Genomic DNA, 24,161 nt, shown 5'->3' with positions numbered 1-24,161 from the left:
GATTTCGTCTCACTCCGCCGCCTCCCGGGCCGGTTCCCACTCTACCGTTTCACGCCGCTGGTAATCGGTGAACCAATCCGGGTCCGTACGGTGCTCGACCCGGCCATCTGCATGTATCCGTGCAACAGCACGACGGGACGAAAGACAAAACGCATGTACCGACATCGGCATCCCGCCGGTGTGGCAATAGCCCACCTCGATATTGCAATCGATCACCATGTTCTTGCCGACAAAGCCCATTGCCCCCATGCCGATGGAGTTGCCAAGCTCTTTGAACTCGTCCTCCATCTCGGCAATGCGCGGATCGGAATTGCGGCTGCCGACAATGCGCAGTGTCGAGGCGCGCTTGCCCAGTGTCATGCAGATGTCCTTGGATCCGCCCAATCCGATGCCGATAATAGCGGGCTGACAGGCGAGGCCGCGCTTGCCGAAGGCCATGAGGCTATCGAGATAGAACCGCTTGATCCCCTGGATGCCGTCGCTTGGGAACAGCATGCGGTAGTCGGTGCCAAAAAGCCCGCCTTTGTGCACGGTGATGAGGTCAATCCACTCGCCCTCCGGCTCAAAGCCATACTCGATTTCCGGCGCGCCGATACCGACATTGTTGTCGTGATCGGTGCGCCAAAGCGGGTGCACGCGGTTGGGACGCAGGGGCACGCCGTTGGTAGCATTGGCCGTGGCCCGTCTGAGCGCGGCCTCAAGGGCAACCATCCCGCCTTCGACCCGTGCCTCATTGCCCATCTTGATAAACCAGCGCGGCACGCCGGTATCCCCGCACATCGCACGGCGGTCTTCCTTGGCGGCCTCGTAGTTTTCCAGCATGGCCTTGAGGACAAAGGACGACAGATCGCCGTCTTCGGTCTTGGCGGCCTTTTGCAGACCATCAAGATAGTCCTGCGGGATCTCGATGGCGGCCTTGTCCATGAGGGTTTCGGCGGTGGATTGGATGAGGTTGATGGGGATCATGGTGTTCACCCTTTGACTAATTCGCAGTCCCGGACTTGATCCGGGACCTCAATATGACAACAAGGTCCCGGATCAAGTCCGGGACTGCGGCTTTTGCTTGGCGACGTCTCACTGCGCCGCCACCAATGTCTCGGGCTCTCCCTCGGGCAGGACCGTCTCTCCCGGCCGCACGATTGTGAAGGCGACCGGCTCGCGCGTCACCTTGACGCCGTCCGCGCCTTGCGTCGCCACCGTAAACTCACTCTCCTCCATCGCACCCGGATCAGGGAAATCCTCACGATAATGCGCGCCGCGGGAATTCTCCCGCGCCAGCCCGGCCTTGGTGATCACCTCAGAGATATCACAAAGCGAGCGCATGTTCAGCCAGTCATGCCAGGTGAGGTTGAAGGCCAGATTGCTGGCCTCCACGCCCACCTCCATCAGCGCGTCAGAGACCTCGGCGATGCGTTCCAGCCCACGTTTCATCCCGGCCTCGGTGCGCATCACGCCAACATCGTCCCACATCAAATCCTGCAATCGCTTGCGCAAAGGCAGGACAAGACCGGGCGCGCGGCTCAGCGGGTAAACTGCGCGCTCGAACTCGGCCTGCAGAATGGACTCGTCAGGCTCGCGCAAGGACATATCCCGCACGTCCGCGCCCATCGTGTCACCTGCAATCCCGCCATAAACGGTGGAGTTGGCCACACCGTTGCCGCCCAACCGATTGGACCCATGCGCGCCCCCGGCATCTTCACCGGCGACATAAAGCCCCTCCATCGCGGTGCGCGTGTCCACATCGACCACCACGCCGCCCATGAAGTAATGTGCTGTGGGCACCACCTCGACCTTGCCACCGGCCAGATCAAATCCGCAATCGGAGCAGCGTTTGACCATGCCTTTGAACTTTTTGGCCACGTTCTCGGGGCCAAGGTGGGACATCGAGATAAAAACACCTTCCTGATCCGGATTGTTGTTCTTGCGCATCTCGGCATAGATGCCCCGGCTGACCACATCGCGCGTGGCGCGCTCGCCCTTGCCGTCATAATCGAACATGAACCGCTGACCGGCATGGTTGATGAGCTGACCACCTGCCCCGCGCAGGCCTTCCTCCAGTACGGTGCCGGTCATGCGGGTGTGGTCACCGGCCAGAAGCCCCGTGGGGTGGAATTGCACCATCTCCATGTCGCGCAGCTTCAGCCCTGCCCGCAGGGCCATGGCAAGACCATCCATCGTCTTGTCGCCGGAGGGCGTGTGGTACTTGTACATCGTCGGCCCGCCGCCCGTGGCCATCAGAACCGTCTTGGCGCGCACAAACCGGAAGCGCCCCGTGCGCATATCGATCATCAGAACACCGGCCAACGCGCTGCCGTCCTTCGTCGGGATCAACCCGATGGCACGATGCTCCTGCAGTTTCTCAACGCCGCTGGCGAGCACCTTCTCCATCAAACGGTTGATGATCTCGATGCCGGTGAGGTCCCCCTTATGCACGGTGCGATCCGCCGTCTGCCCGGCAAACGCCTTTTGATGCAGGGATCCGTCCGGATTGCGGTCAAAGAAGCATCCAACCTCGTTTTCCAGCTCGCGAATGCGCACCACCGCCTGCTCGCAGAGCCGCCAGGCCATATCCTGATTGGGGAGCCACTTGCCTCCGTTGATCGTGTCCATGAAGTGCCGCTCAACCGTATCGCCGCCGCCCAGCGCCACGTTATAGCCGCCCTGCACCATCCGGGTGCAGCCGCATTTGCCGATAAGGCCTTTGACCGCAATGGTGATGTTGGTTCCCTCGGGCGCGGATTGCTGAGCATGGAGCGCCGCAAAAAGCCCCGCCCCCCAGTGCCGAGGATCAGAATATCCGTGTCGTGTCTTTCGATGTCTGACAAACGCATCTCAAATCGCTTTCAGCAGAAACAGTGTGGCAATCAGGAACGACAGGGCTGCCGCCCCGGCGGCCAGCGTCTTTTGCGACGGCGTCCAGGGCAGAAACTCCAGCGCCATCAAACGCAGACCACCGAACATGTGCACCGCCAACAAAAAGACTAGCCCGAATTCGGCGAATTTCACGGCTCCTGCCTCTGTCAAGGCGAGAAACCCATCGAGCCTTGCAGGATCAGTCGTCGCAAGCGCCAGCACCCAGAAATGAAAGGGCAGGAACAGCGCAAGGCCAAGGCCTGACAGACGGTGCAAAATATAGGCCAGCCACAGCGGGTGCGCACGCGAGGTTATGCCCGCCGCCGCCTTCATGCAAATGTCACGGCCCAGACGGCGCGTGCTCCCGTTGCAAAAAGACCCAAGCCCACAGCCCACATGAAAAGCTCAAGTGCGGTGCCTTTCAGCCCACCCCATTCATGCACAACCGTGCGCAGGCCGATGGCCCCGTGAACGGCAACCGCAACGACGAACGTGCCGTAAAACAGGAACCACGCGAGTGAACCTTGCGTGCGACCAAGAATCTCCTCGGCGCTCAAACCACCCTGAATGGCATAGATCATCACCGCCAGATGCCCGAAAACTAGTGGCGCCATCAAAAGCGCGGTGATCCGTTGCAGCATATAAAGACGCAAGTTCAGCATCAGCGCCCTCTGATGAAGAAAGATTTGGCCGTTTCCCGTTTCAGCCCGGCGATGGCCGACATCGGATCAAGCTCATTGGGGCAATAGGCCGTGCAGGACCCCATCGAATGGCAGTTGTGGCAGCCACCCCGGCCCGACACGGCGTCGAGAATAGCCGCGCGCCCATCGTCCTTGGCATCGTTTAGAAGCGTCCAGGCCCTTTGCAGGGCGGCTGGCCCAAGATAGTCTGGATTACCTGCCACGGTATCGCAGGCCGCGTAGCAGACAGAGCAGTTGATGCATTCGATCCCGGCATTTGCCTCGGTGCGTTCAGAGCTGGTCGCATCCACGGGTGCTATCGGATCGTCGCGGGTCAAGCTGCCATGATGCACGCCTTCCGCTGCAACCCATTTGTCAAAGAACGGATCCATATCGACGGCCAGATCCTTGATGACCGGCAAATTCCTCAACGGCCCGATGGTTACTTTGTCGCCGTCGAGCACCCTGGAGATATGCGTCCTGCACGTCCAGCGCGGCACGCCATTGACCATCATCGCGCAAGACCCGCACATGCCAACGCGACAAGCAAACCGGTAACTGAGCGTCGGGTCGGCATTCTGCTGAATCCAGGACACGACATCCAGAACGGTCTGGCTCTCATAGGCAGGCACATCAAATGCGGTCTGCCCACCGGCGTCGCGTTCAAGTGTGACTTTCAAAGTTTTCGATGCCATATTCGCGTCTTGTCTTCCACAGGTTGCCAGCTTTGTGCAACAGTATAGATGAAAGAAAAACTTGATGAACGCGATTATTTCTTAACGTTTTTGTAAGCTTTGCTTTCAATTAAATACGGAGCTTGAATGTAAATGACGCCGTCGCCCTACGCCAATTTGCAAGATCTTATAACCGCGCGCTACAGTGATGCGTCAGAAGTCACCGTGACCGATGCGAGTTGTGATCTGCCGCATGCGATGCTGTCGCGAGGTTCTTGCCGCACATTTCTGGACAGGCCGGTTTCGCAGGACGTTCTGAACGTTCTGTGCGCGGCGGCGCTGGCTTCACCTACGAAAAGTGACTTGCAACAACGCGACATCATCCTGCTGCAATCCGCAAAATTGCGTGGCAAGCTTGCAAAGCTTGTGTCGAGCCAAACCTGGGTCGCAGATGCACCGATGATCGCTGTCTTTTGTGGAAACAACCGTCGCCAAAGGCTGTTGCATGCGTGGCATGATGTGCCCTTTGCCAATGACCATCTTGATGCGTTTTTCAACGCCGTCGGGGACGCCGCCATTGCCTTGGGCGCGTTTGTCACGGCAGCTGAAGCAGTTGGGCTAGGCTGTTGCCCCATCAGCGCGGTGCGCAATGAAGCACACGCCGTATCAGAGTTGCTGAACCTGCCCAAACATGTGTTTCCCTTTGCCGGGCTGGCGATTGGTTATCCAAAGGAACCAGCCAAAATCGCCAAGCGCCTGCCCTTGTCCGTCACATGCCATGTGGACCAGTACAGCGAGGATGGGTTGCAGGACGCGGTTGAAACCTATGACACCGCGCGGCGGAAGATTCAGCCCTATACAACGCAACGCCTGTCGGACGCATTTGGGCTTAAGAACGACTATGGATGGTCAGACGACAAGGTGCGTCAATACAGCCAGCAAGAGCGCGCCGATTTCGGGGCGTATATACGCGCGCAGTGTTTCAAGTTGGACTAGCTCGTTAGGTCCGTGATCACAGCCGTACCCGGCGACGTTGGTCCATGCATGGCACGAAGTTCGGCGCTGGCGCCAGAGAGCGGCACTTCGCGTGCGACCATGGGGCTGATGTCCACCTCACCGCGTTCGATCATTCCAAGGAGTGACGGGTATTTCCAGGACGGCATGCCTCTTGTGCCGAAGAAAGACAGTTGTTTGGAATAGATCGCGCGCAGGTTAATTTCCATGCGGCCATCTCCGGCAGGCATGCCCACATGCACGTGACGGCCAAGTATTGCCAGACATTCCACTGAGGCGTTGGTGGTTGGCTCAATGCCCAAGGCCTCAATGGAAACCTGCGCCCCGCCGCCTGTGATGTCCCGGATGGCTTCAGCGGCGTCTTCCTTTGCGGCATTCACAAGAGCATCGGCACCGTGTTGCTTTGCGTGTTCGAGTTTTTCGTCGACGATATCAACAACCACGACCTGTGCCCCCAGCCTTTTTGCCAAGAGCAAAGTGGCCAGCCCAATGCCGCCCGTGCCATGGACAGCAACCCATTCCCCGGCTTTGACAGCGGCCCTGTCCGTCAGGGCATGCCACGCCGTTGTGACACGGCATCCCAAGCCGGCAGCAAGCGCAGGCGTCATGGTTTCGGGCAGATGCACCAGGTTATGGTCATAGGGCACGGCGACATATTCGGCATAAGCCCCGGGCGCGCTGAACCCCGGCACGATCTGGTGTGCGCAGGTGTTGGACACGCCTGTGTGGCACGCCGGGCAACTGCCACATCCCAGGATGAACGGCGCGATCAGGCGGTCGCCGATTTTGTGTTGAGCTTGAGGTCCGGCTTCGACGACGGTGCCACAATACTCATGGCCTAGAAGCGACCCGCTTTTGATCAGAGGATGCTCGCCGGTCCAGCCGTGATAGTCAGACCTGCACACCCCACAGGCCGCGACTTCGAGCACCACGCCGTCGTCGGGACAGGCCGGATCGGCCATTGTTTCGATGGACAGGTCTTCGTTGAATTCTCTGACGATGGCCGCGCGCATCACTTTGCCTTTTGGTTTGTACTCGAACCTGAAGCCTCAGAATGATCTACAGGATCACCACTGCCGTCAATGTCAAAGCAAAGCCGTGTCTTTGTGCGCATATCTTTCGAGGCGTTCTTCGAGTGTGCCGGTGTGCAATTCAAAAAGGTGATTGTCCTCGTCATAGAAATAGAGCGACCGGCCTTCGCCCGGAACCCGGGGACGGGGTGCGCGAATGTCCAGCCCGAGTCTTTCGGCCTTTTGGGTTGCCTCCTCCAAAACAGCCTCGGAGACTTTGAAGGCCACATGATTGTAGCTGCGCTCTGAAAGGGATGGGCCTTCCATCACCGCAATCCAAAGACCGCCTGCGCTTAGAAACTTTTCGCGCGAGAGAGAGAAAGTCTTCTCATCAGAGGCATAGATTTGCTCGGCGCCGATCATCTCGCTCAGGATCAAGGCCATACGGTCGATATCCTGACAGACAAAGGTGATGTGAGACAGACATTCAATCATCGCAGTTCACCGCCATTGCCCCCTTGATCCCGTGCGCTTTGCGGCAATCGAAGGCAGGTGTTTTCATGATGATTTCCCCAGCCGAAGAGCGATAGCACCGAGCAACGTCAGGAAGACGGCGACAAGTCGGCGGAGATTAACCTTTTCGCCCATGAGGCCCACGCCGATGGCCAGGGCGAAGAGGATTGATGTCTCTCGCAGCGCCGAGACCGTTGCGATGGGCGCTTGCGTGAAAGCCCAGACCACCAGGGCGTAAGCCGCGAAGGACGCACCACCTCCGATCACCACGACAGGCCATGCGCCGGGCAGCGCACGTAGGGCACCAGGCCGCCAAAACGGAAGGATTGAGGTGAATACCAATCCATTGATTAGCGCCAGCCACCCAAAGAACGCAACAGGGGAACCGGAAAGGCGCGCGCCGAATCCATCATTGAGAGAATATGCCGCTATAAAGACGCTCGTCCCAAGTGCCATCAAAGTCCCCCTGGCCGGCAGCTGAAAGCGTCCATTGCTTCGGACAATCACCAGACTTGCCAGACCACAGGAAATCAGGATCACACCTATCCACTCAAACGGACCAAGCGTTATCCCCAGAATCGTCACGGATGTTATGGCAACCAAAAGCGGCGCCGTCCCTCGCGCCAATGGGTAGACTTCGCTCAACTCACCAGTGCGATAGGCTGCGGACAAAAAGAACTGGTAACCGATATGCAGGACCACACCGCTTGCAATCCAAGGCCAGCTTTCGGGCGCAGGCAGCGGCAGCACTGCGGCAAGACACCCGCCAAACAAGGCCTGACCCGCCACAACCGCCGCCATGGATGTGGTCTTGTCACGCCCACCCCTGACCAACGCATTCCAGCCTGCATGCAAAAGCGCGGCGAAAATCACCGCGCTGAAAACCGTGAGGGTCATGCTGCCACCGCTCTGCTCTGCGCGCCGGGCCAAGCAGGGCAGTGTGCATTGTGACGTGTGTATGAGGTCATGTAGACAACTTGCCAATATACTATACAACTAGACATATCATATCAAACCATCCACGTTTGAACAGAGGAGATGTTGACCTTTGCATGATGCCCCCATCTCTGGCCGCGCCCGCACGCCAATCTGGCTGGCAATTGCAACGGCGCTTCGGGACAATATCTCCGAAGGTCTCTACGCACCCGGCGACAAGCTCCCGACAGAAGCGGCACTGGCCAAAAAGTTTGGCGTCAATCGCCACACGGTACGCCATGCCGTGTCCAAACTTGTGGACGAAGGTCTGCTGCGCACACGGCGCGGATCAGGTGCTTTTGTAACGGCTCGCCCCACGGAATATCCAATTGGTAAACGCGTCAGGTTTCACGAAAATCTGCTCGCCGCAGGCCGCACACCGCAAAAACGCCTTCTTCATATCGAGACCCGCACAGCATCCGCGGGCGAGGCACAAGTGCTTGATATAGCTGAGGGAGTCCTGGTCTGCGCCTATCACGGTCTGTCCTTGTCGGATGGCCAGCCGATCGCTGTTTTTGAGAGCCTGTTTCCAATCACGCGGTTGCCCGGGATCGAGAGGGCCTTATTGGAGAACCGAGGTGTGACCGAGGCCTTGGGTGTTGCGGGCGTGACAGATTACACGCGCAAGTCCACACGTCTAACGGCGGTGCTGGCCAATGCGACGCAGGCGCTTCACCTGCAGATGCGAGAAGGAGATCCGCTGCTCCGATCTACCGGTGTGAATGTCGATCTGGAAGGACAGCCGGTAGAATACGGGCGAACGTATTTTGCAGGAGATCGCGTGACATTGACGCTCGACACCTAGATTGAAGGCCACTGGCGCGCGAATTCTTGTCGTCAAGAGTTGGCAATTTCCGTGAAACCTCTGTCTTTCCCTTGCGCAACCCAGAGTCGAAGTGTCTTGCAGCCGGTGATGCTTTGGATATTGTCGTGGGATAGCTCCGGACATGCCTGGACCGGAGCGCAATCAGGGAGACTGTTATGAAAACCAAGACTATTCTTGCTGCGCTGTTGCTGTCGACAGTGGCGGCAGGCGCTTCGGCAGAGACATTGCGCTGGGCACGCGCGGGCGACTCGCTGACGCTGGACCCGCATGCGCAGAACGAGGGACCCACCCACACGCTGGCGCACCAGATTTATGAACCGCTGATCATTCGCGACCATTCCGGCGCATTTCAGGCCGCATTGGCCACCGATTGGGCACCGAAAGAAGGGGACCCGAATGTGTGGGTGTTCAACCTGCGCCAGGGCGTCACCTATCATGATGGATCCGACTTCACCGCAGAGGACGTGGTGTTTTCGATCAACCGCGCGCAGTCTGAAAACTCCGCGATGAAAGAGTTGTTGACCTCGATCACCGAAGTGCGCGCCGTGGATGATCACACGGTTGAGTTTGTCACCAATGGGCCAAACCCCATTCTGCCAGCCAACCTCACCAATCTCTTCATGATGGACAAAACCTGGACCGAGGCGAACAACGCCACAGCGGTGCAGGACATCGCTGGCGGTGAAACGACATTTGCCTCGACCAACACAAACGGCACCGGGCCTTTCCAGGTCGTCAGCCGTGAGCCGGATGTGAAAACCGTTCTGTCGGCCAATGAAAGCTACTGGGGCAAAGACGAGTTCCAGCTTGATGTGACCGAGATTGTCTACACACCGATTCAGAACGCTGCGACACGTGTGGCGGCTCTGCTCTCGGGCGAAGTGGACTTCATTCAGGACGTGCCGGTTCAGGACCTTGGCCGCGTGGCCGACACCGCCGGTCTGGTGGTAAAAACAGCGCCGCAAAACCGGGTGATCTTCTTCGGCATGAACATGGGTGACGAAGACATCCGCAACGACAATGTCGAGGGCAAGAACCCTCTGGCTGATGCACGCGTGCGCAAGGCGATGTCCATGGCGATCAATCGCGATGCCATCAAGAAGGTTGTGATGCGTGAGCAATCGCAGCCTGCGGGCATGATCGCACCGCCCTTCGTCAATGGCTGGGATGCAGACATGGACGCAAGCTCGACAACAGATGTCGAAGGGGCCAAGGCGCTGATGGCGGATGCCGGATATGGTGATGGATTCTCAATCCAACTCGACTGTCCGAACGACCGCTATGTCAATGATGAGGGCATCTGCCAGGCAGCCGTGGGCATGCTGGCGCAAATCGGCGTGACCGTGAACCTTAATGCTCAGCCAAAAGCGCAGCACTTCCCGCTTATCCAGAATGATGAAACGGATTTCTACATGCTGGGCTGGGGTGTTCCGACCTACGACTCGGAGTACATCTTCAACTTCCTCGTCCACACCCGTGGCGAAGAGCGCGGCAGCTGGAACGGCACGGGCTATTCCAACCCGGATCTTGATGCCAAGATTGTCAGCCTTGCCTCAGAGACAGACCTTGAGGCGCGCAATGCGACGATCAATGATATCTGGACCGTTGTGCAGGAAGAAACGCTCTATATTCCGATCCACCACCAGGTTCTCAACTGGGGCATGACCGAAAAGGTCGGCACCGAAGTGAGTCCGGAAGACGATCCGAAGTTCAAATTCTTCAAAATGAACTAAGACATTGTGGGGCGGCCTGACTGGCCGCCCTACGCTTTGCATGCCAAAGAATAACAACACGCGCATGCAGCTTTGATTGGGGACGATCATGCTTGCCTATATCATCCGGCGTGTGGCGCAATCCGCACTCGTGCTTTTGGTCGTAGGGCTTGTGGCCTTTGCGATGTTCCGCTTTGTCGGTGATCCCATTGAGAACATGTTGGGACAGGAACGCACAGTTGAGGACATAGAGCGACTGCGCGAAAACCTTGGCCTCGATCAACCCTTCGTGGTGCAATATTACAAATTCCTGGAAAACGCCGTGCAGGGCAATTTCGGCCTGAGTTACAGGCAGGGACGGCCTGTGGCCGACATCTTGTTGGAGCGCCTGCCCGCCACGCTGGAACTGGCCTTTGTCTCGGGGCTTCTGGCGCTATTGGGCGGTATAGCGTTAGGGATTTTCACCGCGATCCGAAAACGCGGAGTTTCGGCAAATATCATTATGACCGCCTCACTGATCGGGGTGTCTTTGCCGACCTTTCTGATCGGTATCTTGCTCATCTACGTGTTCTCGGTCGAGCTTGGCTGGCTGCCCAGTTTCGGGCGTGGCCAGACCGTGCAGATCGGTGGCTGGTCCACCGGGTTCCTCACCCAAAGCGGGCTGCAGGCGCTGGTGTTACCCGCGATCACGCTGGGGCTTTACCAGATGACGCTGATTATGCGGCTGGTGCGCACCGAGATGCTGGAGGTGCTGCGCATGGATTACATCCGCTTCGCCCGTGCCCGCGGGATCAAGGACCGGGCGATCAATTTCCGCCATGCGCTGAAGAACACGCTGGTGCCGGTGATCACGATCACAGGCCTGCAATTGGGCAGCATCATCGCCTTTGCGATTATCACCGAGACGGTGTTTCAGTGGCCGGGTGTGGGTTTGCTCTTTATCAACGCGGTGCAGTTCGTGGATATCCCGGTCATGGCCGCGTATCTCATGATGATTTCGGTGATGTTCGTGGGCATCAACCTGATTGTCGATATGCTCTATTTTGCCATTGATCCACGCCTGCGCGTGGACCGCACAACGGGAGGCCACTGATGACAGACGCACCGCTTTCTGAACCCCAGGTTTCCGCTCCTGCCCCTTCGCGCATGAAACGCATCTGGGAAAGTGATTTCATGTGGTCGTTCCGCCATGCGCCGGTGGCCATTGTTTCGGCCATCGTTGTTCTGGTTCTGGTTCTGGCAGCGGTCTTTGCGCCGCTTATTGCGCCGTTTGATCCGTTTAACCCGGCCACTCTGAATCTGATGAACGGGTTCACGCCACCGGGGGAGGCCAATGCCTTTACCGGGGACAGTTTCCTGCTGGGCACCGACGATCAGGGGCGCGATGTGTTCTCGACGATCCTGTATGGCATGCGCATCTCGCTCTTTGTCGGGTTCTCGGCGGTGCTGCTGGCCATGCTCATTGGTGTCACGCTTGGCCTGATCGCGGGGTATCTGGGCGGCTGGACTGAGAGCATCATCATGCGCATCGCCGATGTGCAGCTGACTTTTCCATCGATCCTTGTGGCCATGCTGATCTTCGGGATTGCCAAGGGGATTACGCCGGCCGAGTACCGCGATCAGATGGCGATCTGGGTGCTGATCCTGGCCATTGGCCTGAGCGACTGGGTGCAGTTCGCGCGGGTGGTGCGCGGCACGACGCTTGTGGAGAAGAACAAGGAATATGTGCAGGCCGCCAAGCTCATCGGGCGGTCTCGGTTTTCGATCATGCTGCGGCATATCCTGCCCAATGTGCTGAACCCCGTGCTGGTGATTGCCACGATTTCGCTGGCTCTGGCGATCATCGCCGAGGCGACGCTCAGCTTCCTCGGCGTCGGCGCGCCACCCACCAAGCCATCCCTTGGCACACTCATCCGAATTGGACAGGAGTTCATGTTCTCGGGTGAGTGGTGGATCTTGTTGTTCCCCGCGGCAACACTTCTGGCGTTGGCGCTGTCAATTAATCTGCTGGGCGACTGGCTACGTGATGCTTTGAACCCGAGGTTGCGATGACAAATACTCCCATCCTTTCCGTCCGCGACCTCGTTGTCGAAATCCCCACGCGGCACGGCATTCTGCGCCCTGTGGATCAGGTGAGCTATGACATCCATGCCGGGGAGATCCTGGGCGTGGTGGGCGAGTCCGGGGCGGGCAAATCCATGACCGGCAATGCGGTCATCGGCCTGCTGGATCCCCCGGCACGCATCACGTCGGGAGAGGTTCTGCTCAAAGGGGAACCCATTCACAACATCTCGCGGGACAAGCTGCGGCGGCTCAGAGGGCGGCATATGGGGATGATTTTTCAGGACCCGCTGACCTCGCTCAATCCGCTTCTGACCGTGGGCGACCAGCTCACCGAGACCATCCAGGAACATCTCAATGTCGGTCAGGCCGAGGCGCTGAAACGGGCAATTGCAGCGCTAGAAGAAGTGGGCATCCCGGCGGCGGCGCAACGGATCGACAGCTATCCGCACGAGTTCTCAGGCGGGATGCGGCAACGGGTTGTGATTGCGTTGGCCTTGTGTGCTGAACCGGAGTTGGTCATCGCGGATGAGCCGACCACGGCGCTCGATGTGTCGGTGCAAGCCCAGATAGTCGCGCTCTTGAAACGGCTCTGCCGCGAGCGCGGCGTGGCGGTGATGCTCGTCACCCACGACATGGGAGTGATTGCCGAGGCCGCAGACCGCGTGGCCGTGATGTATGCCGGGCGGCTGGCCGAGCTTGGCCCGGTGCGCGAGGTGATCACCGAAGCCCAGCATCCCTATACCTCGGGTCTCATGGCCTCGACCCCGCTGGCCAGCCAGGGCCAAAAGCGCCTGCGCCAAATCCCGGGCTCCATGCCGCGCCTGGGTGCGCTGCCCACTGGTTGTGCCTTCAATCCGCGTTGCGACTTTGCGCAGGACCGGTGTCGGCAAGACCCCTCGCCCCGCCTTGATACATGCGATGGGCGCGCGGCCTGCTGGTTTCCCCTCGCGGCAAAGGAGTCGGTCGCATGAGCGCTTTGATCTCGGTGCGTAACCTGACGCGTGTTTTTGATGTTTCCAAACCCTGGCTCAACCGTGTGATTGAACGGCTGCCCGTGGCGCTTCTGACTGCCGTCTCGGATGTGAGTTTCGACATTGAGGAAAAGACGGTTTACGCGCTGGTTGGCGAAAGCGGCTCTGGCAAATCGACCATTGGTAAGATTGTGGTCGGTCTTGTGCCGCCTTCCGAAGGCGCGGTCGAGATCAGCGGTGTTGATCTGGCCACTGAGCGCGACGCCGCCAAGGTCGATGCGGTGCGCTCTGACATTCAGATGATTTTTCAGGACCCTTACGCCTCGCTCAATCCGCGCTGGCGCGTCCGCGATGTCATTGCCGAGCCGGTCGCGGCGCGGGGGGAGACACGACGGGTCTTGCCGAGCGTTTGCTGGAACAGGTGGGGCTTTCGGCGGCGGATGCCTCGAAATATCCGCACGAGTTTTCCGGCGGCCAGAGACAGCGGATTTGCATCGCCCGTGCACTGGCCTCGGGCCCCAAAATCATTGTCTGCGATGAACCGACGTCGGCGTTGGATGTGTCTGTGCAAAGTCAGGTTCTGAACCTGATGTCAGACCTGCGCGAAGACCTGGGCCTGACTTATCTCTTCATCAGCCACGACCTCACGGTGGTCCAGCATATGGCGGACCGGATCGGCGTGCTCTACCTCGGCCGTCTGGTTGAGGAGGCGCCGCGTGACGCGTTGTTTGCCAACCCGCGGCATCCTTACACCCGCATGCTCTTTGACGCCGCACCCCGGATGGACGCGTTTGGGCGTGAGGTTGATCCGCCCAAAGGTGAAATTCCCGATGCCATAAACCCGCCAACAGGTTGCGCGTTTCATCCGCGCTGTCCGCTGGCTGTGGACCGCTGCAGTCAGGAGCGCCCGGAGATGCGCTTAGTTGGAGCGACCCGCGTTGCCTGCCATTTGGCAGAATAGCATCACGCCATGCGCATGACCTCTTGACAGCGCGTAGTGACTTGCGCTCTCTGGCCTTTGTCGAATTTTGAATCGGCGTGGTTTTAAACCGGAGTTCGGGCGGTGGTGTCCACACCAGTCCATCATGAGTTCAGCAATATCGGCTATGCTAGGCATGGTCGCAACTTTGCAGGGTTCCCCGACAAGTCCCAACGGTTTCGCAAACAAATCGGCCCACGGCAGGCTGTCAGATTTGATCTGTCTTCGGGTGATCTTTTGTCTGTGTCGCCACATGATGACGCGCGCCCGGTCTATGTTCTGGTCCTTGACGACAAGGGCCGCGCAAATGCCGGCCTTCTGGGGCTGGGGGCGATTACACAACTTGAAACAGCCAGTTTTGACAGCGCCGAGTTGAAGGGCTGGTTTGCCGCGCAGGGCGGATCCGCAGACGCGGCGCTTTCGGTTGTGCAGATACCAACGGATGAGCTTTTGGCGCTTTCGGCGCGCGCATCCTGCCATGTGTGGGTCATCAACCCAATGACAGCCGAAGAGCTGGTTCGCGACGCCGCGCCCGGGGCTGCCGAAATCACGCACAAACCGGCCAATCTGACACAATCCCTGCTTTTGCCGCCACCGCTGGGTGAAGTGCGCGATGAGTTCACCGTATCGCGCGGCACCGCGCGCGCCTATGAGGTGCAGCCAGGCGAGATTGTGCAAATCATAGATGTCGAAGGGCAGCAATGCTCCGATTTCATGGCACTGCGCAGTGACGGGCTTGACCGCGGTGAAGAGCTGATGATCGACAGCACTGCGACGCGGTCCATGGTGCGTGGGGCCTATCCGACACCAGGGCTTTTTGACAAGTTCTTTGATCGTGACATGCGCCCAATGATGAATGTTGTCCAAGACACCTGTGGGCGGCACGACACGTTTGGCCTGGCCTGTACCGCGCGGGGCTACGAAGAGCGCGGCTTTCCGGGGCATGTGAACTGCTCGGATAACATCTCGGGTGCGTTGTCGCCTCTTGGTGCGAACCGGCGCGCGGCCTGGCCTGCGATCAACTTTTTCTGGAACACCTGGATTGATCCCACGCATCACGCGCTGATGAGTGAAGAAAGCTATTCCCGGCCTGGGGACTACGTGGCCCTTCAGGCCATGGACCGGCTGGTCTGTGTCTCAACCGCATGTCCTGATGACATTGATCCAATTAATGGCTGGAACCCCACGGATGTGCATGTGCGCATCTACAAGCCAGACGCCCCAATCCGCCGGGCTGTGGCCTATCGCGAAAAGGAAGATGCGCCCATGTCGATCAGCCAGGAAAGCGCGTTTCACCCCTGCACCTCCAAGCTGACATCGCATTTTGCATCTGCGCGCGATCTCTGGGCCCCGGTGAGCTTTCCCAGTGTTGGCACTATCGGCGAGTACTGGGCCTGTCGCGAACGGGTCACGCTTCAGGATATGAGCGGGTTGCGCAAATACGACATCGTTGGACCCGACGCCGAAAAGCTTCTGCAAAAGGCGCTGACGCGGGATGTTTCGCGGCTGGCCGTCTGGCGGGGGACCTATGCGCTGATGTGCGATGATGCCGGCGCGGTGATCGATGACGGCACGCTCTTTCGGCTCGCGCCACAGTTGTTCCGCTGGTGTTGTGGCACAGAAGAAAGCGCGCGGGTGCTGTCGGAACTGGCACAGGCCGAGGGTCTACAGGTGCGCGTGCATGGTATGGGAAGCGCCCTGCCCAATCTGGCGCTGCAAGGACCAAACTCACGTGACGTGTTACAAAAGATCGTCTTCACCCAGCCGCAAGTTCCGGCATTGGAGCATGTGAAGTGGTTCGGCGTCACGGTGGCGCGTCTCAATGATCGCGAAGGCGTGCCCTTCATGTTGTCCCGCTCTGGCTACACCGGCGAATTGGGGTACGAGCTTTTCTGCACGCAAGACGATGCCCCGGCGCTTTGGGATGCGCTCATGGCTGCGGGAGAAGAGTTTGGCATAGAACCTATGGGAAGTGCTGCACTTGAGATGCTGCGCATCGAGGCCGGGCTTGCCGCCGCTGGCGCTGAATTCGCGCCCGGCGTGGATGCGTATGAAGCGGGACTCGGATTTGCGGTAGATCTCAAGAAGCCTGATTTTGTGGGACGTGCCGCTTTGGAACGCAATGCGCGCGACCCGCGCAAAGTGCTCAAAGGCCTGAGCTTTGAAAGTGACGATGTGCCCGCCCATGGCGCGCATGTCTTTGCCGGAGAGCGGGCGATTGGGGTAATCACATCGGCCACACGCTCCCCCATCATGGATAAGACCATGGCACTGGCACGGCTGGCGGTGGAGCATGCCGAAAACAGCACAGTGCTTGAAGTAGGTCAAATGGACGGGCGCATGAAGCGGCTCACCGCGACTGTGTGCGACACGCCATTCTACGATCCGAAACGCGAACGCGCCCGCGCATAGATCACGGCGGTCGGGCGAAGGTGCCCCCCGCTTAACGGCCTACTACGCTTCGACTTTGACGGCCTGCGATTTGTCCTGAGGCACATTCAGTGTTGACCACGTCTTGTCTTTCAACGGGTCAGGGGGTGTTTCGCACGTACGGCGATGGATATGCACTTTGGCAATGAAATTGGCCGAAATTGGTGCGGTTACGAACAGGAATGACATGATCAACAGTTCATGGATCGAACCGTCGCCAGTGACAAATGCGTGGATCATCGCCGCCAGAAGAAGTGCCCCGATACCCACCGTGCCTACTTTTGTTGGCGCATGCAGGCGGGTCATCGCATCGGAAAACCGCAACAGGCCGATAGAGCCCACCAGCGCAAACACCGCTCCGACCAAAAGCCAGACACCCGCGATATAGATCAAAATCGCATCAAGGGTCATTCGATGATATCCCCTCTGAGTTTGAAGCGCGCATAGGCCACGGTCGACACAAAGCCGAGCATGGCGATGATCATGGACACTTCAAAATAGATTTGCGTGCCCTGCCAGATGCCCAGAAGAACAATGATCCCGATGGCATTTACCACCATTGTGTCCAGCGCCAGAATGCGGTCGCCCGTGTCCGGCCCAATCACCAGCCGGACCATGCAAAGCACCTGCGAAATGGCCACAGCGCAAAAGGCGATGGTCAGGGCGATGTTCATGAACTCCATTGCGGCGGTCATATGAAAATCTCCTTTAGCCGAGCCTCGTAGCGGGTCTTGATTTCGTCGCGCACACTGTCCGGATCATCGGTGTCGAGCGTGTGCACCAAGAGGCTGTGGCCTTCGCTAGAAATGTCAGCGGAAACTGTCCCTGGTGTCAAAGTTATCGTACCAGCCAACACAGTAATCGCCTCGGGCTGTTTGAGATCCAAAGGCACCACAACCCAAGCCGGGCGCAGTTTGGAATTGGGCCGGGTCAGGACGATCCACGCGACCTGCACATTGGCCACCAGAATATCCCACAGCACGATGACCAAATAGTTGAAGAGCTTGAACAGCCGTATGCCACTGGGACGATCCGGCCACCAGACGGCCGTTATACGCGGAATGATGATGCCCAGGATCAGGCCAAACACCACCATCCCTGCCGAGATGTCGTTTTGCAAAAGCGTCCAGACCACTGTGAGCAGCAATGTCAGGAATGGGTGCGGAAAGAGCCAGTTGAAGACTTTGGCCATATCAGTGCTCCTCCGCCTTGGGTTTGCTCAGTTTGCCCGGTGTTTCGAGCACGGTCGAGAAATAGGGTTGCGGCGCGAATAGCTGCGCTGACGTGGCGCTCATATAGGCATGCACGGGACCAGAAAAGACTGTGTAGCTGACCAGCAAGGCAAGCAATCCGCCTACTGCAACATAAGACATGGTGGCTGGTGCCTCAGGCGCGCTCGGCGCGTCTGTGTCGTCTTCGTTGTCTTCTACAGATTCAGGCGCGACGCTCTTGGCTTTCCAAAACACCGTACTGCCTGCACGGGCAAAGCCGACGATACTCACCAAGCTGCCTGTCAGGATAACAACCCAAGCCCAAACGCCACTTGAAGACGTGAAAGACGCATCAAGGATCAACAGCTTTCCAAGGAACCCCGACAGTGGTGGCAGGCCCGCCATGGCGATGGCTGCCACAAAGAACAAACCTGAGATCAGCGCCGCCCCCGCCACCGGTGGCAGCACAGTCAGGTGAAGGTGCTCCCGGCTGCTGCGCACTAGGTCCACGATCAGGAAAAGCGAAGCCGCCGCCAGCGTGGAATGCACGATATAATAGAGAGCCGCCGCAATGCTTTCGGCTGTAAAGAGCGAAATGGCAACCATCACCATGCCCATTGAGCCGATGACCGAGAATGTCACAAGCCGGTCCAGTTTTTTCGCCGCCAGAACACCAGCCATGCCAATGGTCAGCGAGATCAGCGCCGCTGGCAGGAGCCAGTCATTGTGCAGCCCGGCTGTGACCTCCAGATCCGGTGGGAAAATGATGGTGTAGACGCGGATGATCGCATAGGCGCCCACCTTGGTCATGATTGCGAACAGGGCCGCGACAGGTGCGGGTGCCTCGGCATAGCTTGACGGCAGCCAGAAATGCAGCGGCACGAGCGCTGCTTTGATGGCGAAAACCAACAAGAGCAGGACCGCCGCCACGCGGATGCCAACTGTTTCTTCGGGATCAATCAACGTCACACGCTGTGCCAGATCGGCCATGTTGAGCGTGCCGGTTTCAGCGTAGATCGAGCCAAGCGCAAAGAGGAACAGCGTCGAACCGAGCAGATTAAAGAGCACATATTGCACACCTGCACGCAGGCGTTCCTGCCCTCCGGCGTGGATCATAAGGCCGTATGAGGCAATGAGCAGCACTTCGAAGAAGACGAAGAGGTTAAAGAGGTCGCCTGTCAGAAACGCGCCCATGATCCCCATCAACTGGAACTGAAACAAAGCATGGAAATGCCGCCCACGCTCATCCCAACCCGAGGCCATGGAGTAAAGCAGAACAAAAAAGGCCAGCACGGCCGTCAGCAGAACCATCAGCGTAGACAGCCGATCGCCCACGACGACAATGCCAAAGGGCGCAGCCCAATTGCCCAGTTGGTAAAGTGTTACGGTACCGTCTGAGGCTTGCCATGCCAGACCTGCGGCGATGGCAATCAGTGCCACAACACCCGCCATGGAAAAGACGCGCTGAATTTGAATGTGATAACGTGCGGCGAGCACGATGAAGGGCGCCAAGATGGCGGGAAGGATGATCGGCGCGAGGATCCAATGTGTCATGCCACGTCCTCCTCTGCCTCGGGCTGAGGATCAGGATCCGTGGGGTCGTTCACAGTGTCATCTGCCGAGCTGAGATACGCCCCGAGCGCAATCATCACGACGACGGCAGTCATGCCAAAGGAAATCACGATAGCCGTCAAGACCAGCGCCTGCGGCAGCGGATCTGTATAGGTTTCAACCCCTTTCACCAGAATAGGCGGGGCGCCAATGGTCAGGCGACCAGAAGCAAACAGAAATACGTTCACCGCATAGGTGAGGAGCGACATACCCAGGATCACCGGGAATGTGCGCAGGCGCAGCACCAGGTAGATCCCTGCAGCGGTCAGAATGCCAATGGCAGAAGCGACGAGAAATTCCATGTCAGGAGGCCTCCGTCGCTTGAGTTTGACTCGGTTCCGGGGGATCATCGCGCGACGGATCGATATCCATCGGATGGGCATCATCTACCGCATCCCGACGACGGGCGAGACGCGAAAAGCTTTCCAAAGACAGCATCACAGCCCCCACCACGGCCAGGAACACGCCAAGATCAAAGAGGGCCGCCGTGGCCAGTTCAAATTCCTGGAACGGCGGAATGCGTACATAGGTGAAGTCGGACGTCAGGAACGGCTTGCTGACAAACCAGGACCCGATGCCGGTCAGGCCAGCAATCAGGACGCCCGCACCGATGATGCCGTGGTAAGGGTACCGCATGCGCGCCGCCGTCCAGGTAAAGCCGCTGGCCATATACTGCATCACCACGCCAATCGACACGATGAGACCTGCAATAAACCCGCCGCCTGGCTCGTTATGGCCGCGCAGGAAGATGTAGAAGCCGACCATGAGCACCACCGGCATCATCACCCGTGTGAGCACCACCATCATCATCGGATGCCGTCCCCCCGCCTGAGGTTGATTGGGCTCGCGATTGAGAAGCCGTGCCCGCACAGGACCGGACAAGAGCGTTTCGGTCAGCGCGTAGATGAGCAACGCAGCGATGCCCAAAACGATGATCTCGCCATAGGTGTCAAAGCCCCGGAAATCCACAAGGATGACGTTGACCACATTCGTCCCGCCACCACCTTTGTAGGAGTTGGCCAGATGAAACTCAGAGATCGGCGAGGTCACAGCATCCCGCAGCAGGTAGTGCATCGAGAGGCCCATTGTGGCAAGCCCCCCGGCAACCGCGACCGCGATGTCGCGCGTGCGGCGCATTGCTGTGCTTTCCAATGGTGTGGCATTGGGCAAGAAGTTGAGCGCCAAAAGCAGCAGGATGATTGTGACAACCTCAACCGTGATCTGCGTCATCGCAAGGTCCGGGGCGCTGAAGAACACAAAGCCGACAGAGACCATGAGACCTACAATGCCGATTAGCACCAGGGACAAAAGCCTGTTGCGGTGCAAGGTCGCCAAGCCGCACGTTGCCGCGACAAGCATCACCCAACCGGCCATGGCGACTGGGCTCACCGGCTGCATCACGCGGGTGGCCTCTCCGACAGTGCCGGTGCGCCAGGCGTAGTAACCGGCTACGACGATGGCCAGTGACGCGAACGCGGCATAGCGCGAGAAAGATCCGTTGTGGAGCCTCAGTATGACGGATTGCGACACGCGCACGACAGCCTCGACCAGCCCCTCGAAAATCACCTTCGCCTCAGGGCGCGGTGTTGCATCCCAGGCGCGCAGAAGTGGTTTGAACAGGGCAAGGACGATCAGGCCACCAAGAACCGCGGCAATCGACATAAAGAGCGCAGGCACAAGGCCATGCCAGATCTTGATGTATTTTATTGGTATCTCGGCCGTACCGCCCAGCACTGCCTCGGTCACAAAGAACACAGCCGGTTGCGCCAGGAAGGGGGCAACACCGATGACGACGACGAGGACCACCAGAATGGCAGGCGGCAGCCACATGCCCGGGCCGGGATCATGCGGATGCGCCGGATAGTCGTCGCGCACCGCACCCAGGAACGTGTGGCCGATGAAGCGGAAACAGTAAGCCGCCGAGAAAAGCGAGCCAATGGTGGCCATCACGGGCACCAGCCATGGGCTGCCAAACAGGCTTGTGTGTGTCGCCTCTTCGAGCATCATTTCCTTCGAGAGGAACCCGTTGAGGAACGGGATACCGGCCATTGATAAGGCTGCGATGGTCGCGATGACGAAAGTCACCGGCATGAGCTTGGCCAGTCCCCCAAGTCGGGTGATATCCCGCGTTTTGGCCTCATGATCAACAATGCCCGCCGCCATAAAGAGCGCGGCTTTGAAGGTGGCGTGGTTGAGGATGTGGAACACCGCCGCCAGCGCGCCAAAGGCCGTGCCGGTGCCCAAAAGCATGGTGATAAGACCCAGATGGCTGACGGTGGAAAAGGCCAGGAGCGCTTTGAGATCATGTTTGAAGAGCGCGATCACCGCGCCCAGCACCATGGTGATCAGACCTGCTGAGGTGACAATCATCACCCATTCCGGCGTGCCAGACAGCGCAGGCCACATGCGGGCCATCAGAAAAATCCCTGCCTTCACCATCGTGGCCGAATGCAGATAGGCCGATACGGGTGTGGGCGCGGCCATGGCATGTGGTAGCCAAAAGTGGAACGGGAACTGCGCCGATTTGGTGAAACAGCCCAAAAGGATCAAGATGAGCGCCGGAACATAGAGCGGCGAGGCCTGGATCAACTCGCGGTTTTCCAGGATCACACTAAGGTCATAGCTGCCGACGATATTGCCCAGTATGAGCATGCCCGCGATCATCGCCAAACCGCCCATACCCGTCACGGCCAGCGCCATCCGCGCGCCTTGGCGTCCTTCGGGCAAGTGTTTCCAATACCCGATCAACAGGAAAGATGAGAGGGATGTCAGCTCCCAGAACACAAGCAAAAGCAGTATGTTATCCGATAGGACAATCCCCACCATCGCGCCCTGAAACAGAAGAAGATAGGTGAAAAACTCACCCATATTGTCGTCACGTGACAGGTAGTAGCGGGCATATGTGATGATCAGAAGGCCGATGCCCAGGATCAAGAACGCAAAGAAGAACCCCAGCCCATCCAGCATCAGATTGAAATTCAAGCCCAGCGCAGGCAGCCACTCAACCCGCGCCTGAACCACCTCGCCTGCTATCATGGCCGGGAGATTGGAGATCAATCCAATGAAAGCCGCGAGCGAAACGATAAATGTGACCCCGGCACAGGCCTGACGCCCCGCGCTGTTCATTAGCCCCGGCAGGAGCGCGCCTAGAAAGGGTAGTGCGACAACGAGGAAGAGAGACACGGACGTTCCTGATCTTTGAGTTCTATGTGTTTACCCGTCAGATGACGATTCGTATATGGCTCAATAATTCCCGAAGAAAAGACTCGGGATCGGGCAAAAAGACACAGGTGCGCCGCTTTTGCATCACCTTGGTCAATCTCGTAAGGCTTTGCTGGGCACAGGTGCGTTCTAACGTCTCAAACCAGGCGTGAACCGTTCGGGGGCGTAGGGCGCAAGATTGATGTTGGGCGTCTTGCCAGAAATGAGTTGCGCAAGAATCCTCCCGGTTTTCGGGCCACCCGTTAACCCGACATGATCATGCCCAAAGCCGGTATAGGCACCGGCCACACCCGGCACAGCCCCGATCATGGGTATCGAGTCGCGCATCGCCGGGCGATGTCCCATCCAGTGCGTGCTGTCTTTCCAGGTCAATCCGGGAATCGCCTGTCGCAGATACGTCTCGAAAAGCTCATAGGCTGCGCGCGGCGGTGGCGCATCGAACCCGCCGTAACCCACCATTCCCGCCAGCCGGATGCGCCCCTCCATCGGGGTGATGACAAACTTGCCCGCTGCAAGCATAACCGGAGAGCGCGGCATCTTCGATGGCTCCCACAGCTCCATGTGAAAGCCACTCTCAGGATGCAGAGGCACCGAGATACCAAGGTTTTCGGCAAGGGATTTGGACCATGTGCCCGCCGCCAGAACAACAGCGTCACAGGGGATCGTGTCGCCCGACACCCGCACGCCGGTCACGCGAGCCGTGTCGCGCACCACATCCGACACTTCGGCCCGCAAAATCCGTGCGCCCTGTGCTTCAGCATAAGCGGCCAACGCTTTGACATAGGCCCCCGGGTCTGTGATCCGGCCATGATTTTTGAGCACAGCCGCATATCCAATCAGATTCGAATAGATCGGGTCGTAATCGCGAAAGGAATCGCCGCTCAACTCATCCCACTCAAAGCCTTGTTGCTTGCGCACAGACCACGACAGATGGTCGGCCATGTAGCCAGATTTTGATTGATAGCCAAAGGCATAATCGCACGGAACGACAAAGCCCTCTGCCCCCGTTCCGCCGCTCAAAGCCTGATGATCGGCAAGGCTATCGCCGATGATCGGAAAAACGTCTGTGGCCCGCTGACGTGCGGCGGTTTCGTTGGAAAAACGCAGATAGGGCAAGAGCCAAGGTAGAAGTTTGGGAAGATGTGGCAAGCGCAGGAAGAGCGGCTCGTTGCGGCTCAGAAGCATACGTGGAATTTTTTTCAACAGGCCTGGCATGGGCACCGGCAGTGTTGCCGCCGACGCCAGAAGCCCGGCATTGCCAAAGCTTGTGCCCTCTCCGGGACCCGCCTTGTCGATCAGCAGAACATCATGCCCTTCGCGCAACAGCCAGATGGCCGTGGAAACCCCCACGATGCCTGCGCCGACGATTGCAACTGTCTGTGCGTCTTTTTCCATGAGTGCGCACAGTGGTCAGCA

The 24,161-nt window shown here is 58.7% G+C and carries 21 protein-coding genes and 2 pseudogenes; 8 read left to right on the top strand and 15 right to left on the bottom strand.

What is annotated here, in order from left to right; genetic code table 11:
- Positions 1 to 9: 9 nt before the first annotated feature.
- The 5 genes and pseudogenes from RZ517_RS05130 to RZ517_RS05110 form a co-directional block, all read right to left on the bottom strand.
- Positions 10 to 966 (bottom strand): fumarate hydratase, encoded by a 957-nt coding sequence (locus RZ517_RS05130; RefSeq protein WP_338550389.1) that lies wholly within the window; start codon positions 964 to 966, stop codon positions 10 to 12.
- 108 nt (positions 967 to 1,074) lie between these two features.
- Positions 1,075 to 2,831 (bottom strand): annotated as a pseudogene (locus tag RZ517_RS05125) (L-aspartate oxidase).
- Position 2,832: 1 nt separating this feature from the next.
- Positions 2,833 to 3,186, bottom strand: a complete 354-nt coding sequence (gene sdhC, locus RZ517_RS05120; protein WP_317055418.1) for a succinate dehydrogenase, cytochrome b556 subunit — start codon at positions 3,184 to 3,186, stop codon at positions 2,833 to 2,835.
- Positions 3,183 to 3,515, bottom strand: coding sequence for a succinate dehydrogenase (locus RZ517_RS05115; RefSeq protein WP_338550388.1), 333 nt, complete (start codon positions 3,513 to 3,515; stop codon positions 3,183 to 3,185). Before RZ517_RS05115 ends, sdhC begins: the two co-directional genes overlap by 4 nt.
- Positions 3,515 to 4,228, bottom strand: coding sequence for a succinate dehydrogenase/fumarate reductase iron-sulfur subunit (locus tag RZ517_RS05110; protein WP_338550387.1), 714 nt, complete (start codon positions 4,226 to 4,228; stop codon positions 3,515 to 3,517). The genes RZ517_RS05115 and RZ517_RS05110 overlap by 1 nt, the downstream gene beginning before the upstream one ends.
- Before the next feature lie 132 nt (positions 4,229 to 4,360).
- Here RZ517_RS05110 and RZ517_RS05105 point away from each other — a divergent pair, with 132 nt between their 5' ends.
- Entirely contained in the window at positions 4,361 to 5,203 is an 843-nt protein-coding gene (locus tag RZ517_RS05105) for a nitroreductase family protein (RefSeq protein WP_338550386.1), read from the top strand.
- Here RZ517_RS05105 and RZ517_RS05100 read toward each other — a convergent pair.
- The 3 genes from RZ517_RS05100 to RZ517_RS05090 form a co-directional block, all read right to left on the bottom strand.
- Positions 5,200 to 6,234 carry a zinc-binding dehydrogenase gene (locus RZ517_RS05100; protein WP_338550385.1) on the bottom strand — a complete coding sequence of 345 codons (1,035 nt, stop codon included), beginning with the start codon at positions 6,232 to 6,234 and terminating at the stop codon, positions 5,200 to 5,202. The genes RZ517_RS05105 and RZ517_RS05100 overlap by 4 nt on opposite strands.
- 72 nt (positions 6,235 to 6,306) lie before the next feature.
- Positions 6,307 to 6,726 (bottom strand): FosX/FosE/FosI family fosfomycin resistance hydrolase, encoded by a 420-nt coding sequence (gene fosX / locus RZ517_RS05095; protein WP_338550383.1) that lies wholly within the window; start codon positions 6,724 to 6,726, stop codon positions 6,307 to 6,309.
- A gap of 63 nt (positions 6,727 to 6,789) precedes the next feature.
- Positions 6,790 to 7,641 carry an EamA family transporter gene (locus RZ517_RS05090; RefSeq protein ID WP_338550382.1) on the bottom strand — a complete coding sequence of 284 codons (852 nt, stop codon included), beginning with the start codon at positions 7,639 to 7,641 and terminating at the stop codon, positions 6,790 to 6,792.
- Between the two features lie 151 nt (positions 7,642 to 7,792).
- Here RZ517_RS05090 and phnF point away from each other — a divergent pair, with 151 nt between their 5' ends.
- The 7 genes and pseudogenes from phnF to RZ517_RS05055 all read left to right on the top strand — a co-directional run bounded on the left by phnF (position 7,793) and on the right by RZ517_RS05055 (position 16,683).
- Entirely contained in the window at positions 7,793 to 8,524 is a 732-nt protein-coding gene (phnF, locus tag RZ517_RS05085) for a phosphonate metabolism transcriptional regulator PhnF (protein WP_338550381.1), read from the top strand.
- Between the two features lie 176 nt (positions 8,525 to 8,700).
- Entirely contained in the window at positions 8,701 to 10,278 is a 1,578-nt protein-coding gene (locus RZ517_RS05080) for an ABC transporter substrate-binding protein (protein ID WP_338550380.1), read from the top strand.
- Positions 10,279 to 10,366: 88 nt separating this feature from the next.
- Positions 10,367 to 11,350 (top strand): ABC transporter permease, encoded by a 984-nt coding sequence (locus RZ517_RS05075; protein ID WP_338550379.1) that lies wholly within the window; start codon positions 10,367 to 10,369, stop codon positions 11,348 to 11,350.
- Positions 11,350 to 12,309 carry an ABC transporter permease gene (locus RZ517_RS05070; protein ID WP_338550378.1) on the top strand — a complete coding sequence of 320 codons (960 nt, stop codon included), beginning with the start codon at positions 11,350 to 11,352 and terminating at the stop codon, positions 12,307 to 12,309. Before RZ517_RS05075 ends, RZ517_RS05070 begins: the two co-directional genes overlap by 1 nt.
- On the top strand, positions 12,306 to 13,292 hold the full coding sequence (locus RZ517_RS05065) for an ABC transporter ATP-binding protein (protein WP_338550377.1): 987 nt from the start codon (positions 12,306 to 12,308) through the stop codon (positions 13,290 to 13,292). Before RZ517_RS05070 ends, RZ517_RS05065 begins: the two co-directional genes overlap by 4 nt.
- Positions 13,289 to 14,253: pseudogene (locus tag RZ517_RS05060) on the top strand (ABC transporter ATP-binding protein). The gene RZ517_RS05065 and the pseudogene RZ517_RS05060 overlap by 4 nt, the downstream one beginning before the upstream one ends.
- A 105-nt stretch (positions 14,254 to 14,358) precedes the next feature.
- Positions 14,359 to 16,683: a DUF1989 domain-containing protein gene (locus RZ517_RS05055; protein ID WP_338550376.1), complete on the top strand. Its 2,325-nt coding sequence runs from the start codon at positions 14,359 to 14,361 to the stop codon at positions 16,681 to 16,683.
- Between the two features lie 42 nt (positions 16,684 to 16,725).
- On the opposite strand, the gene RZ517_RS05050 is transcribed toward RZ517_RS05055, so the two are convergent.
- From RZ517_RS05050 to RZ517_RS05020, 7 genes are all read right to left on the bottom strand, one after another.
- Entirely contained in the window at positions 16,726 to 17,112 is a 387-nt protein-coding gene (locus RZ517_RS05050; protein WP_338550375.1) for a Na+/H+ antiporter subunit G, read from the bottom strand.
- Complete coding sequence (locus tag RZ517_RS05045; protein ID WP_338550374.1) at positions 17,109 to 17,396, bottom strand: K+/H+ antiporter subunit F; 288 nt, start codon at positions 17,394 to 17,396, stop codon at positions 17,109 to 17,111. Before RZ517_RS05045 ends, RZ517_RS05050 begins: the two co-directional genes overlap by 4 nt.
- Positions 17,393 to 17,893 carry a Na+/H+ antiporter subunit E gene (locus RZ517_RS05040; RefSeq protein WP_338550373.1) on the bottom strand — a complete coding sequence of 167 codons (501 nt, stop codon included), beginning with the start codon at positions 17,891 to 17,893 and terminating at the stop codon, positions 17,393 to 17,395. The genes RZ517_RS05045 and RZ517_RS05040 overlap by 4 nt, the downstream gene beginning before the upstream one ends.
- 1 nt (position 17,894) lies before the next feature.
- Positions 17,895 to 19,466 (bottom strand): monovalent cation/H+ antiporter subunit D, encoded by a 1,572-nt coding sequence (locus RZ517_RS05035; protein ID WP_338550372.1) that lies wholly within the window; start codon positions 19,464 to 19,466, stop codon positions 17,895 to 17,897.
- Positions 19,463 to 19,825 (bottom strand): Na+/H+ antiporter subunit C, encoded by a 363-nt coding sequence (locus RZ517_RS05030; protein ID WP_338550371.1) that lies wholly within the window; start codon positions 19,823 to 19,825, stop codon positions 19,463 to 19,465. The genes RZ517_RS05035 and RZ517_RS05030 overlap by 4 nt, the downstream gene beginning before the upstream one ends.
- 1 nt (position 19,826) lies before the next feature.
- Positions 19,827 to 22,706: a monovalent cation/H+ antiporter subunit A gene (locus tag RZ517_RS05025; protein WP_338550370.1), complete on the bottom strand. Its 2,880-nt coding sequence runs from the start codon at positions 22,704 to 22,706 to the stop codon at positions 19,827 to 19,829.
- A gap of 168 nt (positions 22,707 to 22,874) precedes the next feature.
- Positions 22,875 to 24,140, bottom strand: coding sequence for an NAD(P)/FAD-dependent oxidoreductase (locus tag RZ517_RS05020; protein ID WP_338550369.1), 1,266 nt, complete (start codon positions 24,138 to 24,140; stop codon positions 22,875 to 22,877).
- Positions 24,141 to 24,161: the final 21 nt, after the last annotated feature.

Origin of the sequence: Roseovarius sp. S88 (assembly GCF_037023735.1) — a bacterium.
In the GTDB taxonomy this organism is placed as follows: Bacteria; Pseudomonadota; Alphaproteobacteria; order Rhodobacterales; family Rhodobacteraceae; genus Roseovarius; species Roseovarius phycicola.
Note: the sequence above shows the minus strand (reverse complement) of the source record. Positions and strands in the feature narration are given on the sequence as shown.

Coding starts and splice junctions, on each gene's coding strand:
- RZ517_RS05100 (WP_338550385.1), bottom strand. CDS start 6,234: ATGCGCGCGGCCATCGTCAGAGAATTCAACGAAGACCTGTCCATCGAA.
- RZ517_RS05020 (WP_338550369.1), bottom strand. CDS start 24,140: ATGGAAAAAGACGCACAGACAGTTGCAATCGTCGGCGCAGGCATCGTG.
- RZ517_RS05030 (WP_338550371.1), bottom strand. CDS start 19,825: ATGGAATTTCTCGTCGCTTCTGCCATTGGCATTCTGACCGCTGCAGGG.
- RZ517_RS05075 (WP_338550379.1), top strand. CDS start 10,367: ATGCTTGCCTATATCATCCGGCGTGTGGCGCAATCCGCACTCGTGCTT.
- RZ517_RS05065 (WP_338550377.1), top strand. CDS start 12,306: ATGACAAATACTCCCATCCTTTCCGTCCGCGACCTCGTTGTCGAAATC.
- RZ517_RS05050 (WP_338550375.1), bottom strand. CDS start 17,112: ATGACCCTTGATGCGATTTTGATCTATATCGCGGGTGTCTGGCTTTTG.
- RZ517_RS05045 (WP_338550374.1), bottom strand. CDS start 17,396: ATGACCGCCGCAATGGAGTTCATGAACATCGCCCTGACCATCGCCTTT.
- RZ517_RS05080 (WP_338550380.1), top strand. CDS start 8,701: ATGAAAACCAAGACTATTCTTGCTGCGCTGTTGCTGTCGACAGTGGCG.
- RZ517_RS05115 (WP_338550388.1), bottom strand. CDS start 3,515: ATGCTGAACTTGCGTCTTTATATGCTGCAACGGATCACCGCGCTTTTG.
- RZ517_RS05090 (WP_338550382.1), bottom strand. CDS start 7,641: ATGACCCTCACGGTTTTCAGCGCGGTGATTTTCGCCGCGCTTTTGCAT.
- RZ517_RS05070 (WP_338550378.1), top strand. CDS start 11,350: ATGACAGACGCACCGCTTTCTGAACCCCAGGTTTCCGCTCCTGCCCCT.
- RZ517_RS05040 (WP_338550373.1), bottom strand. CDS start 17,893: ATGGCCAAAGTCTTCAACTGGCTCTTTCCGCACCCATTCCTGACATTG.
- sdhC (WP_317055418.1), bottom strand. CDS start 3,186: ATGAAGGCGGCGGCGGGCATAACCTCGCGTGCGCACCCGCTGTGGCTG.
- fosX (WP_338550383.1), bottom strand. CDS start 6,726: ATGATTGAATGTCTGTCTCACATCACCTTTGTCTGTCAGGATATCGAC.
- RZ517_RS05035 (WP_338550372.1), bottom strand. CDS start 19,466: ATGACACATTGGATCCTCGCGCCGATCATCCTTCCCGCCATCTTGGCG.
- RZ517_RS05130 (WP_338550389.1), bottom strand. CDS start 966: ATGATCCCCATCAACCTCATCCAATCCACCGCCGAAACCCTCATGGAC.
- RZ517_RS05105 (WP_338550386.1), top strand. CDS start 4,361: ATGACGCCGTCGCCCTACGCCAATTTGCAAGATCTTATAACCGCGCGC.
- RZ517_RS05110 (WP_338550387.1), bottom strand. CDS start 4,228: ATGGCATCGAAAACTTTGAAAGTCACACTTGAACGCGACGCCGGTGGG.